This window comes from Vibrio limimangrovi, from assembly GCF_054064025.1.
In genome coordinates, this window is record NZ_JBSUGF010000001.1 from 331,333 (window position 1) to 344,537 (window position 13,205).

Sequence of the window (13,205 nt, forward strand, 5' to 3'; positions counted from 1 at the left end):
ATAAATTGTTATAGAGAAAAATACTGGATTGCGACCAAGAAATAAAACTAATAATATTAATACTTAATTAGTTTTACTTATGAGGTTGTAATGCGCGGATTAGACTACCGTTGGCTGAATGCTCTCGACGAAATTATTGCCCAGAGAAGCTTTGAAAAAGCAGCAGAAGTCCTATGTATTTCTCAGTCAGCTATCTCACAACGTATTAAACAACTTGAAAAATGGCTCGCTCAGCCAGTCCTGATCAGAGAGCAGCCTCCAAGGGCGACCCCAGCAGGACAGAAACTGTTGGGTCTGTACCGGCAGGTATGCATTCTCGAACATGATATCTTGCCCGAATTAAGTAATGATACTGACGCAAAAGCAGTTTCTGTGTCTATTGCTACCAACGCAGATAGCTTAGCAACGTGGCTGCTGCCAGCAATAAGTACGGTGATGCAACAGCACAATATTGAGATTCATATGGTCGTCGATGATGAACGAAGAACCATTGATAGACTGAAAAATGGCGAAGTAATTGGCGCGATTAGTCAGTCTTCGCGAGCTTTCGCTGGTTGTAATGCAATTTTACTGGGAGATATGCCTTATTTGTGCGTATCAACCCCCGAATTTCATCAACGTTACTTTTCAGCAGGGGTAACGATTCAAACGTTAGAAAAGGCGCCTGCGATATCTTTTGGCCGACACGACTTTGTCAATGAGCGCTTTGTATCACAAGCTTTCGGATATGAAATGGTGAGTGAAATCAAGCATACCGTAGGGAGTTCGGAAGCATGCGTAAAAGCGGCTTTGGCTGGCTTTGGGTACTGTATGATACCAAAGATACAAATTCAGCAAGAATTGGATCAAGGTGATCTTATCGATATCACTCCAGGGTATTGCATTGACCAGCAACTCTACTGGCATCACTGGCTATTAGAGTCGGGAATCCTTAAGAAGGTGTCACAAGCTATCGTACAACAGGCCAGAAAAAGCTTGCCTCAAAGAACGTAAAGAACACTCCATCTATTTATTCTATTGCTTTTAGACAGTTTTTATCCGATTAATACCAATATGTAATAACCTCGTAACAAGAACTCCCAACAACATCAGTTTATCTGCTGGACTTCGTCTGGCGGTGCTGTGCGATCTTCAAAATTACGAATCTTTTATGACTTTCGAAATTGCGGTCTGTTATTTGCTTTTCTTCATATTGTAACGAGTTAGATTCATACTTGTGCATTAGCCAAATAATAAAATTAATCAAAATAGAAACGTCACCCCCGCCGATTTTCCTTCTTTGAATTTCGGATTTTGCTGCCAGGGATAAAGGTTAGGTAAGGCTGGGAACTGGGTTTCTAAAGCTAGAGGAAGGATCCCTGCTATGAGCAAATTAACCGAAGGTTATGATTGTGGAGAGTTCTTTGATGAACTGATCGACAGCGAAGGTAAGTACCGTTCGTCTTCATGCCGATTGCTAAGCTATATTGATGGATTACCTCCTGAAGAGCTTGATAAACGTAAGCTGGCGGCGGAAGCCACCATTCAGGAAATGGGCATTAGCTTCACCGTATACACCGAAGAAGGAAACATCGACCGAGCGTGGCCTTTTGACATTATTCCCCGAACAATCGACGCGAAAGATTGGGAAGTAGCAGAAAAAGGACTCAAGCAGCGCCTGACCGCACTCAACCGTTTTATCGACGACCTTTACCACGATCAGAACTGTATCAAAGACGGAATTATTCCCGCCCATATTATTACCGAATCCAAAAACTTTCGTCCCGAGTGCATCGGTGTTTCGCCCCCTTTTGGTGTGTGGGCGCATATCTGTGGCACCGATTTGGTGCGAGCCGACGACGGACAGTTCTATGTATTGGAAGATAACCTCCGCGTTCCTTCCGGCGTTTCTTATATGCTGGAAAACCGGGCCGTGACCAAGCGAGTTTTACCTGAGCTATTTGAAAACGACAATATCAGAAAAGTAGACTCCTACCCGTCTCAGTTGCTGGATACACTCAAGGCACTTTCACCACGAGACATTACGCGACCAGAGATCGTGGTTTTGACGCCAGGCATCTACAACTCAGCCTATTTTGAACATGCTTTTCTCGCTCAGCAAATGGGTGCTGAGTTAGTTGAAGGCGGAGATCTTTACGTCGGCAAAGATGACTGCGTCTACATGAAAACCATTTACGGCCCGGAGCGGGTCGATGTCATCTATCGCCGTATTGACGACATGTTTCTTGATCCTGAGGTATTCGATCCCGACTCCCTGCTTGGTGTACCCGGACTGATGCGAGCATGGAAACAGGGTAATGTTGCACTGGCCAATGCGCCGGGTGCCGGGGTAGCGGATGATAAAGTGGTTTATGCCTACGTACCGCAGCTGATCAAATACTATTTGGATGAAGAAGCTATCCTTCCAAATGTCGAAACTTTCCTGTGCGAAAATGAAACTGACCGGGAATACGTGCTGAAGAACCTCGACAAGCTTGTGGTAAAACCGGCTAACGAATCCGGAGGTTATGGCATGTTGGTTGGCCCACATTCGAGCAAAAAAGAACAGGCTGTTTTCGCCGAACTTATCAAGAATAATCCTCGCAACTATATCGCCCAGCCAACACTCAAGCTCTCCACAGCCCCAACGCTGATAGAAAAAGGGAAGTTGGAACCACGACATCTGGATCTGCGCCCGTTTATCCTGCAGAGCAGCAAAACTTATGTGACTGCTGGCGGCCTTACCCGGGTCGCAATGAAAAAAGGCTCCCTAGTGGTGAACTCCTCTCAGGGTGGTGGCAGTAAAGATACATGGATCGTAAAAACAGAAGGAGCCAAATGATGTTATCGAGAGTTGCTGAACGGCTGTTTTGGAGCGCACGCTATCTGGAGCGAGTGGAAAATATTGTGCGCCTGATCGGTGTATACGATGAACTATTGTTTGATTTACCAAAGGATGTGCGTATTTCCTGGTACAACCTGATAGAAATCAGCGGCAGTGTGCCCGAGTTTACAAAAAAGTATAAAGACAAGAGCGAAAGAAACGTTGTGCGCTTTTTGCTCGCCAGCGAGGACAATCCGAGCTCGATGTTGTCTTCTCTAAAAATGTTACGAGAGAATATTCGAACAACCAGAGATGTCGTCCCAGAAGAAATGTGGGAGCTGATTAATGAGCTGGATATCTATGTTCGCAAGAATCTGCAAAAAGGCATCAACCGAGGTGAACGTTACACATATCTGAATACCGTGATTGAGGGTTGCCAAAAGATCATCGGCTTGCTGAGTAATGCCATGAGCCGAGATGCAGCTTGGAGCTTCATTATTATGGGACGTTATCTGGAACGCACGGATATGAACACACGTATTCTGGATTCAGCCGTTAGCCTAAAGATAAAAGCACTGCCGGAAGAGGAAGTCTTACTGGAACAGATAATCTGGCCTAAGGTACTGAAATCTCAAAGCGCCTATCAGAGCTACCTTCGAACCATGCGCTCCGGAATCGATGGCGTAAATACCACGACCTTCTTACTGACCGACGAATATTTTCCTCGTTCTCAGGCATTTTGCCTCAAACAGATCAAGAGCGCTGCCACTTATCTGCCACGTCATGAAGAGCTCATATTGCACATTGATCAAATTCTGACTGCCACCTACAGTATTGAACACAACGAAAGCATCAACCAAGAGTTCAGCGACTATCTGAACGATATCCAACTGGCATTGATAAACCTTCAGGCTGAAATTTGCGAAACCTGGTTCAACTTTAATCACGGAGATGCGGCATGACCATACGTGTAGCCATCCAGCACAAAACCTCGTATAAGTTTGACCGTGATGTGAAGGTCTCGCCTCACCTATTGAGGTTGAGGCCAGCCCCTCACTCACGTACTCATATTCACGGTTACTCACTTAAGGTAGAACCGGAAGACCATTTTATTAACTGGCAACAGGATCCGTTTGGTAACTATCAGGCAAGATTGGTCTTCCCGGAGAAAACGCGTGAGCTGAAGTTTGAAGTGGAAGTGATCGCTGATATGACGGTGATTAACCCATTCGATTTCTTTATCGAAGAGTACGCTGAGAAATACCCGTTTGATTACGAAGCACTTTTGCAAGAAGAACTTGCGCCTTATCTGTCGGTCACTGAATCGTGTAAAGAGCTAGACCGCTGGCTGGCAGATGTCGACCGCAGTGAAAAAGGCATCGTCGACTTTCTGGTGGATCTAAACAGCAAACTGGCAGGACAGATAGAATACGGTATTCGCATGGAACCGGGAGTGCAAACCTGTGAGGAAACCTTAACACTTAAAAAGGGCTCCTGCCGGGACACCTCCTGGTTACTGGTTCAGATCCTGCGCAGTCTTGGTCTGGCCGCACGTTTTGCCTCCGGTTATCTGGTTCAGTTGACCTCTGATATTAAATCTTTGGATGGGCCATCTGGACCAGAAGAGGACTTTACCGACCTGCACGCATGGTGTGAAGTGTATCTTCCTGGCGCTGGCTGGGTCGGTCTGGATCCAACCAGCGGCTTATTTGCCGGAGAAGGTCATATTCCGCTTGCCTGTACCGCAGACCCTATCTCTGCCGCACCAATTACGGGCATGACAGAAAAGTGCGAATGCGAATTTGAGTACAGCAACACGGTGATCCGAATCCACGAAGATCCGCGAGTGACCAAACCTTACACCGATGACGAATGGGAAAACATCAAAGCGCTTGGCTCTGCCGTGGACAAAGAGCTGGATGAGATGGACGTGCGCCTGACTATGGGCGGAGAACCGACATTCGTGTCTATTGATGATATGGACTCGGCACAGTGGAATACGAAAGCATTAGGTGCTGATAAACTCAAACTGGCAAAAGACCTGTTGATTCGTCTGAAAGACAAGTTCAATACCCACGCACTACTTCACTATGGCCAAGGTAAGTGGTATCCGGGTGAAGAGTTACCACGTTGGGCACTTGGCTGTTTCTGGCGTACCGATGGCGAAGCGCTGTGGCACGATCCGTCCTTACTGGCACGGGTAGACAAAGACTACAAACATACGATTGAGGATGCTGAACGTTTCGGGCGACTACTTTGTGAGCGATTAGGCATTCATAATCAGTATCTTCAACCAGCCTATGAAGACTCACTTTACTACCTATGGTTAGAGCGCTCCCTACCCGAGTCTGCCAACCCGAAAAAAGCCAAGCTGAGCGATGACTTAGAGAGACGCCGTCTGGCAAAACTACTGGGACGTGGGCTGGAAAGCGTCAGCGGCTACGTACTTCCGGTTTCATTTGACGGACAAAGTTGGCGTAGCTCACTCTGGCAGATGCGAAGTGATGTAATCACACTTATCCCAGGGGATAGCCCAATGGGATACAGACTGCCGCTAGATTCTCTCCCGCATGTCAGCGAAGAGGAGATCCCACCGGAGCGTGATCCGTTCGAAACCAGAGAGGCACTACCAGTCTATTCGTTAACGGACACTGTCGCCCAGCGCCAACAGCCTCAGAAATCACCGGCACAAAACGAAAAAAGTGCCAAAAGAACGGTTGATGTTATCCGAACTTCGATTTGTGTCGAGCCAAGAGACGGCCGATTACATCTGTTTCTACCGCCAGTGACTCATCTGGAGCACTATGTCGAACTCATCTATCAGATTGAGTCAACCGCGAGCGCTCTCTCTATTCCGGTTGTCATTGAAGGTTACGAGCCACCAAAAGACTATCGTTTGCAAAAATTCCTGATCACTCCTGATCCGGGTGTAATAGAGGTGAATATTCACCCTTCAAGAAACTGGCAGGAACTGGTGGAGAACACTGAGATTCTCTACGAACAGGCACACCAGTGTCGTTTGGGAACAGAGAAATTTATGCTGGATGGCCGCCATACGGGTACTGGTGGTGGTAACCACATTACTCTTGGCGGGCCGACACCAGCGGACAGTCCTCTGCTCAGAAAACCGGATCTGCTACGAAGCTTGGTTAACTACTGGCAGCACCACCCTGGTCTTTCTTACCTCTTCTCCGGCATGTTTATCGGCCCAACCAGTCAGGCACCGCGTCCCGACGAAGGCAGAGATGAAGCCTTGTACGAGATGGAGATAGCCTTCCAGAACTTCCCTGAAGGTCTGGTCGATCAACCATGGCTAGCCGACAGATTGATGAGAAACCTGTTGGTCGATGTAACCGGAAACACTCACCGTTCTGAGTTCTGTATCGATAAACTGTATGCGGCAGGCACCAGCAGCGGAAGACAAGGTCTGCTGGAATTCCGTGGATTTGAGATGCCACCGCACGCCAGAATGGCTCTGGTACAAACGCTGTTACTGCGCTGTCTGGTCGCACGATTCTGGAAAGATCCTTACCACAAGCCGCTGGTTCGCTGGGGCACGACCCTTCACGATAAGTTCATGATGCCTTATCACGTATGGCAAGATATCAAAGAAGTAGTCGACGACCTCCAACGCCACGGCTTCCCGTTTAAGCTGGAGTGGCTGGCACCATTTGAGGAGTTCCGTTTCCCTCATTACGGCCGACAACAGATCGACGATATTGAGATCGAACTGCGCTGGGCGATTGAACCTTGGCATGTTCTGGGTGAGGAAATCACTCAGACTGGTACAAGCCGATATGTCGACTCCTCTGTTGAGCGTCTGCAGGTTCGCCTGTCAGGGATGACAGATAGTCGCTATGTGCTGGCTTGTAATGGTCGTCGTGTACCGTTGAAACCAACAGGTAGAAAAGGCGAGTACGTGGCAGCCGTACGCTACAGAGCCTGGGCTCCGCCTTCGGCACTGCATCCGACGTTAGGAATAGATTCTCCGCTGGTATTCGATTTGATCGACAGCTGGAACGGCGTCTCTATTGGCGGTTGCACTTACCACGTCAGCCACCCGGGCGGCAGAAGCTACGAAACCTTCCCGGTTAACGGAAACGAAGCAGAGGCTCGTCGGGTAAACCGTTTCTGGGATCATGGCTTTACTCAAGGGCCGCTGAATCCTCCGCCAGAGTTCGATGCACTGCGCAGCTTCTATGAAAATAAAACGGCACCTCGACCGATGGCACCACCAAAAGAGGAGATATGCCACGAGTATCCAAACACTCTGGATTTACGAAAACGAAAAAGCCATATTGCCTGAACCTAAAGCGAAAATTGAATGGTAACTGCCTGTTGATGAGCTGGTTGTCGTTCCCGGGTGGTATATACTAGGCAATAACGCATAGGGTAGTAACAAAAGAGAATATGAGTCAATTCGTTTTAGACTGCAACGGGGCGGCAGAAAATCCGCCCCTCATCGGTCCTTATCAGGCATCAAAGCAGGCCTATGATGAGGCATATGATGAAAACAACCAGATCAGAGAACACTGGCAGCCTCTGTTTAATCATTTTGACAAACTGAAAGTTGAAAGACTTGAGGATTTGCAAAGGCGTGCACAGAGAATTCTGCGTGACGACGGTGCGACTTATGATCTGAAAAACGATCCACTCTCTCCAACGATGTGGTCTCTGGATGTCATCCCTAATATTATCGATCAGAGCGAATGGGAAGAGACAGAAAAAGGGCTGGCGCAACGTTCAGAGTTGTTTGACCTTATCCTGAAAGATATCTACGGTGAGCAACGCCTTATCAAAGACGGTGTGATTCCGGCAGAGATTGTTTTCGCTCACCCAGGTTTCTTGCGCCAGTGCCACGGCATTGATTTTCCGGGATTGAAAAATCTTATCTTTCATTCTATTGATCTTGTTCGAGACTCGGACGGCTCCTATGTGGTCATAAGTGACAGAACTCAAGCCCCATCAGGAGCCGGATACGCTCTGGAAAACCGCACCGTTATCTCCAGAGTACTGCCATCTGTATTTCGTCGCAGCAATGTAAGACGCCTTTCCAGTTTCTTCCAGACCTTGAGAAACACCTTAAGCCAGCTCGTCGCACACAAGACCGATACACCCAGGATCGTTCTTTTAACACCTGGATCTGCAAGCAGTACCTATTTCGAACATTCCTACCTGGCCAACTACTTGGGCTACCCTCTGGTACAAGCCGGGGATTTAACGGTAAGACGCGGCAAAGTATGGCTGAAATCCCTGACCGGACTATCTCCAGTGGATGTCATTCTGCGTCGTACGGATGACAACGACTGCGACCAGTCGGAGCTGAGGCCAGATTCCTGTTTCGGTATACCGGGACTGCTAGAGGCCGCCCGAAGTGGCAACGTGGTGCTCGCCAACCCTCTCGGAAGTGCCGTGCTCGAATCTCCGGTGCTGATGGCGTATCTTCCGCAAATATGCGAATACTTGCTGGGAGAACCGTTGAAGTTGCATAGCGTCGATACTTACTGGTGTGGTGTCGATGACGCGATGCAATTTGTGACGCAGAATCTAGAAAAGCTGATCATCAAGCCTGCATATCGACACGCGAACAGTCGGACCATTTATGGACACTGTTTGTCAGCAGAAGAAAAGATAAAAACGCTAGAGTTGATTAAGGCGAATCCGAAGCAGTATGTGGCGCAGATTTATATTCCCGGCTCCACGGTTCCGGTCTGTTCAGAATCAAAGATAAACCGCCGACATAGCTTGCTGAAAGCCTTTACCGTCGCAGATGGCTATAGTTACTGCGTTATGCCGGGCGCGCTAAGCCGGGTGACTCAATCCGATCAGGATTACATTGTGACGAACCTATCCGGTGCGAGCAGTAAAGACACCTGGATAACCGCAGATGAACCTGACCTCACGCACCAGTCACTGCTTGACGATACTGGCTTCCATGTTGCTCAGAAAGGCAACGTACCCAGCCGCGTGGTTGAAAACTTCTTCTGGTTCGGACGTTATGCTGAGCGAGCGGAGCTGAGTATTCGCCTGATGCGGGTGCTATTTAAACAACTCAATGGTATCGAGGTGCTCTCGCCTTCCGCTCGGAATATTCTGTTAAGAGCGATCTCTTTACAGACAAACTGCCTGCCCGGATTTGTAGCAGGCAATATAGAACTTCTGGAAAACCCGGAGGAGGAACTGGCTGACTTGGTGGTGAACGGTAACCGAATCGGCAGCATCAAATCCAACCTTCTGGCAATGCTCACCTGTGGAGATCAAGTCCGCGATCGACTCTCTGCCGATACCCGGATCATTCTTAACAAGCTGCGTGACAATCTGAACGAACTGGACCGAGCATACACCAGCGGCATACCGGAGGATCCGGAAGAGTCTCTCGATAACCTGGTAACCACTCTGCTGGCACTTTCAGGACTTAGTAACGACAGCATGCTAAGAGGTGAAGACTGGATATTCCAGCAAATCGGCCAGCGTACCGAAAGGGCGATTCAGACAGCCAAAATGTTGCAGTCAACCTTAAGCGTAAGACTGGATAGTTTTCCGCAGCAACAAGTACTGGAGTCGGTGCTTCTCAGTATGGAAGCGCTTATCTCCTTCAGAAGACGCTATCGTACCAGAACCCGTGTACCGTTTGGTCTGGATCTTCTGATGGTAGATCCTTCGAATCCGCGCTCACTGGTCTATCAGACGGAAAAGCTGAAAGAATTTCTCGGGATGTTGCCACGCAGTAAAGCCTTTATTCCTGGAGGTTTAACCAGCGAAAACCGACTTATCCTGCTCACGCTGAATGATATTCAGCTCACCGATCTGGAACACCTTGCGAGGGCGAATCCGAATAATCAAACCAGGGAAGCACTTAACGCTTTGATGGATAAGATCATCGCCCAGCTAGAACAGTTTACCTCGCTAATCAGCGATAAGTACTTTGATCACACGGTAGGGCCGCAGCAGTTGATAAAACCCAAATGGAAATTGGATGTATGAGATATAAAGTCCAGCATAAAACGACCTACTCCTATAGTGCACCAGTAACCCTTTGTTACAATATGGCGCACTTATTGCCGAGGGATACCACGAATCAGCGCTGTTTTAACCGCAAGATCAAGGTAACCCCACGGCCTTTGTACCAGAATGAAGGACATGACTATTTCGGCAACGAAACCTTTTACTTCTCGATTCAGGAACCACACCGGGAACTGACCATTGATGTCACCAGCATTTTAGAAATACAACCTCATAATTGGGTAGATCTGGTAGAAAACCACACACTGACCTGTGGTGAGCTTCGCGACATACTGAGTAGAGCAGAAAGTGCTGAGGTCAGGATGGCGCAGGAGTTCTGTCTGGATTCCCAACAAATTAAGCGCTCAGAAAATCTAAGGCAATATGCTGAAGAAATATTTAGCGACAACCAGCCCGTACTAAAAGCTGCAATGGCATTTACTCATAAAATATTTACTGAGTTTACTTTTGATCCGACAGCAACCGACGTGGCAACACCGACCGAGCAGGTGTTAAAAGAGAAACGTGGCGTATGTCAGGATTATGCCCAACTGGCGATAGGTTGCGTCCGTTCTGTCGGTCTCGCCGCTCGCTATATGAGCGGTTACATAGAAACTCTGCCACCTCCGGGTCAGGAAAAGCTCGTTGGTGCGGATGCTTCGCACGCCTGGTTTGCGATCTTTGTGCCTGATCTTGGCTGGGTGGAATTTGATCCGACTAACGATCTCATCGCTCACGATCAGCATATTGTTACTGGCTGGGGACGCGATTACGCCGATGTTCCCCCACTACAGGGAGTGGTGTTTGATGGTGGTGAAACGCACAATCTCAGTGTTTCTGTTGATGTGGCCAGAGTTTAAACTTGACGGTCGCTGAAGCGAATAACTAAAGCAAATAGTTAAAGCGAATTGCTAAAGCAAATAACTAAAGCGCTATTTTTCCATAAATATACGCCAGTTCTGCCACCGTTTTCGCAGAGAACTTTTTCAGTAAACTGGCACGATGTACTTCTACGGTTCTCATCGCAATGCACAGTTCATCGGCGATACGGATATTGCGTTTACCTTCGATGATTAAACGCAAAATATCCTTTTCACGAGGCGTGAGTGACTCGTACGCCGATTTTGCTGCGGCGATATCAAGGCTTGCAGCTGAGTGCACCTGACCTTGTAAAATCGCTTGTGCCAGCTCATCGCCTTTGACGGGCTTTTGGAAGAAGTTTATCGCGCCTGCCTGCAGCGCATCAACGGCCATCGGTACATCTCCATGCCCTGTCAGGTAAATCACCGCCAGAGGACTGTTGGCCTGATTAAGTAATTGATGCACTTGCTGGCCGCGAAGGTTAGGCATTCGGCTATCGAGAATCACACATCCCGCCTGATGAATGTCTACCTCATCGAGAAAAGACTGCCCATCAGCAAAGGTAGTGACGTTAAAATCATGTTCTTCCAACATAAAAGCCAGCGAATCCCGCACTGACTCATCATCGTCGACCACATAAACAGGTAGCTGCTTTTCTTTGCTGCTCATTGACTGCTCCTAATGTTGATTAGTCCTGATATGGAAACACAAGCTCAACCAAACAGCCGTGTGGTGTGGTCGAATGGATGAGAAACTCACCGCCGTGCATTTCCATCACATCCCGACAAATTGCCAGCCCCAACCCAAGCCCTTCGGCCTTAGTGCTCACAAAGGCCTGAGTAGGATTGTCTTGCTGTAATCCAGTACCATTATCCAGTACACGAATGGAAAGCTGATTGGCTTGGTAGTCGCTGTGCAGGGCAATTTTACCTTGATAACCGGACGAGTAATATTTCTCCTGAAACGAAGCACAAGCATCAATGGCGTTGTTGATCACATTCACCAAAACCTGTTGAACGCCGACTGCATCCGCCAGGATGGGGCGAGCCTCCCCTTCTGCACTGGTTATGATCGATACACCCTGCTTTTGTATTCTGAAATGGAGCAACTCAATCGTATCATCAATTAACGCTTGGATATCACATGGTGCTTTATCAACGCTGCGCTTACGAATTAAGGTCCTCAATCGCTGAATGATCGCATCGGCTCTTTCTACTTGTCCCTGTATTTTCTCAAGCACAGGAACAATATCTTCATGAGGGCGCTTTTTGGCCAGACGCAATAACCCTCCCTCGCTGTAGTTTCGAATCGCTGCCAACGGCTGATTTAACTCATGAGCAAGGCTGCTGCCAATTTCTCCGACAATAGCGACTCTCTGAGAATGCTCTAACTGTTCACTTTTCTCTTTCAGCCTTAAAGACGTTTGCTCCAAAGCCTGTTTGCTTTTGCTGAAACGGTACTCAAGCCAAAAGTGGTAAGCGTTCAATACAATCACAAAAATGAACAGCCCCCACGCCCATTCCTGATGGTTACGCAGCCAACGCAACGCTTCTTGCCACCACGGCTGTTGCAACGGGTGTAGATCTAATGCCTGATAGAGTTTGTCAATGCTTAGCAAACTGACTGGAGATGTCCATCCCGATGCGCCAGCAGCAATGATGGCCGGATGTTCTGGCGGCATAGCAAACAACACCTGAGCGACTTTTTTAGCCAGCAGAGAAGATCCGCGCTCTGTTTTGGCAAATGACCAGTTAGGATATAGCAGCGTCGAAACGGCACATGATGAATGCTCATTGGGTTGTTGGTTTAAAACCCGGAAATCACCTTGCTGTAACAGCCCTTCATTTTGCATCTGCTCCAGCAGACAGGCGGGGACAACGGCCGCTTCCACATTGCCATCACGCAGTTGGTAGAGGTTTGCATCAATGGGAAAGCCGAGATAGCGGACATCAGAGAAAAAGTCATTCGGATCCAGCCCCATTTCAACAATTTGATAGCGCAGAGTCAGATAGCCACCAAAAGCTTTTTCTGATACGGCCGCCATCGGCAACCCCGATACGTCTTGCAATGATTGATAGACCGAACTGGAACGGACCACCAGCGCAGAACCAATACCGTAGCTCGAATTTTGCGGTGCGCGACTGGTCAAGGTCGCCATCCAGGATAGCTCGTATTGCCGCCCTAATCTAACGGCTTGACCAGGGTTGGTTATGATGAAGTCCATGGTGTGAAGCTTCACCGCCTCTCCCATCTCGTCCAAGTTGAGCGGATTAAGTACAAAGTGCACATCAGAGATTTGCTGATTCAACCAATCGATAGTCGGCTGCCATCTCTGCTGGGCATAAAGATGACCTCGTATTGCTAAAACGCCAATCAGAACTTCCTGTTTCACTTCTGGTTGCTTCACTTTCTGCTGACTCTCAACAGGCACATAGGTTGCCTGAGCCAAAGATGAAAATACGGCTAAGCAAAGAATCCAAACCTGAAACAGCAGTGGCGTTCTCTTCATAATGAGTCGAATCTTCCCTTCGAAAATGAT

Annotated in this window: 8 protein-coding genes; 6 read left to right on the forward strand and 2 right to left on the reverse strand. The window is 48.2% G+C overall.

Annotated elements, in window-relative coordinates; genetic code table 11:
* Window positions 1-90: 90 nt before the first annotated feature.
* From ACWYU8_RS01510 to ACWYU8_RS01535, 6 genes are all read left to right on the forward strand, one after another.
* On the forward strand, window positions 91-993 hold the full coding sequence (locus ACWYU8_RS01510; protein WP_457516520.1) for a LysR family transcriptional regulator ArgP: 903 nt from the start codon (window positions 91-93) through the stop codon (window positions 991-993).
* Between the two features lie 370 nt (window positions 994-1,363).
* Window positions 1,364-2,821: a circularly permuted type 2 ATP-grasp protein gene (locus tag ACWYU8_RS01515; protein ID WP_457516521.1), complete on the forward strand. Its 1,458-nt coding sequence runs from the start codon at window positions 1,364-1,366 to the stop codon at window positions 2,819-2,821.
* Window positions 2,818-3,765, forward strand: coding sequence for an alpha-E domain-containing protein (locus tag ACWYU8_RS01520; protein ID WP_457516523.1), 948 nt, complete (start codon window positions 2,818-2,820; stop codon window positions 3,763-3,765). The genes ACWYU8_RS01515 and ACWYU8_RS01520 overlap by 4 nt, the downstream gene beginning before the upstream one ends.
* Entirely contained in the window at window positions 3,762-7,109 is a 3,348-nt protein-coding gene (locus ACWYU8_RS01525) for a transglutaminase family protein (RefSeq protein WP_457516524.1), read from the forward strand. The genes ACWYU8_RS01520 and ACWYU8_RS01525 overlap by 4 nt, the downstream gene beginning before the upstream one ends.
* Window positions 7,110-7,390: 281 nt before the next feature.
* Complete coding sequence (locus ACWYU8_RS01530) at window positions 7,391-9,787, forward strand: circularly permuted type 2 ATP-grasp protein (RefSeq protein ID WP_457516526.1); 2,397 nt, start codon at window positions 7,391-7,393, stop codon at window positions 9,785-9,787.
* Entirely contained in the window at window positions 9,784-10,665 is an 882-nt protein-coding gene (locus tag ACWYU8_RS01535; protein WP_457516528.1) for a transglutaminase family protein, read from the forward strand. Before ACWYU8_RS01530 ends, ACWYU8_RS01535 begins: the two co-directional genes overlap by 4 nt.
* 64 nt (window positions 10,666-10,729) lie before the next feature.
* On the opposite strand, the gene ACWYU8_RS01540 is transcribed toward ACWYU8_RS01535, so the two are convergent.
* Window positions 10,730-11,335: a response regulator transcription factor gene (locus tag ACWYU8_RS01540; protein ID WP_457516530.1), complete on the reverse strand. Its 606-nt coding sequence runs from the start codon at window positions 11,333-11,335 to the stop codon at window positions 10,730-10,732.
* Between the two features lie 19 nt (window positions 11,336-11,354).
* Window positions 11,355-13,175 carry a sensor histidine kinase gene (locus ACWYU8_RS01545; protein WP_457516532.1) on the reverse strand — a complete coding sequence of 607 codons (1,821 nt, stop codon included), beginning with the start codon at window positions 13,173-13,175 and terminating at the stop codon, window positions 11,355-11,357.
* Window positions 13,176-13,205: the final 30 nt, after the last annotated feature.

What these genes read in the sequence shown, in the direction of transcription:
- ACWYU8_RS01515 (WP_457516521.1), top strand. Translation starts at nt 1,364, where the DNA reads ATGAGCAAATTAACCGAAGGTTATGATTGTGGAGAGTTCTTTGATGAA.
- ACWYU8_RS01540 (WP_457516530.1), bottom strand. Translation starts at nt 11,335, where the DNA reads ATGAGCAGCAAAGAAAAGCAGCTACCTGTTTATGTGGTCGACGATGAT.
- ACWYU8_RS01545 (WP_457516532.1), bottom strand. Translation starts at nt 13,175, where the DNA reads ATGAAGAGAACGCCACTGCTGTTTCAGGTTTGGATTCTTTGCTTAGCC.
- ACWYU8_RS01525 (WP_457516524.1), top strand. Translation starts at nt 3,762, where the DNA reads ATGACCATACGTGTAGCCATCCAGCACAAAACCTCGTATAAGTTTGAC.
- ACWYU8_RS01510 (WP_457516520.1), top strand. Translation starts at nt 91, where the DNA reads ATGCGCGGATTAGACTACCGTTGGCTGAATGCTCTCGACGAAATTATT.
- ACWYU8_RS01535 (WP_457516528.1), top strand. Translation starts at nt 9,784, where the DNA reads ATGAGATATAAAGTCCAGCATAAAACGACCTACTCCTATAGTGCACCA.
- ACWYU8_RS01520 (WP_457516523.1), top strand. Translation starts at nt 2,818, where the DNA reads ATGATGTTATCGAGAGTTGCTGAACGGCTGTTTTGGAGCGCACGCTAT.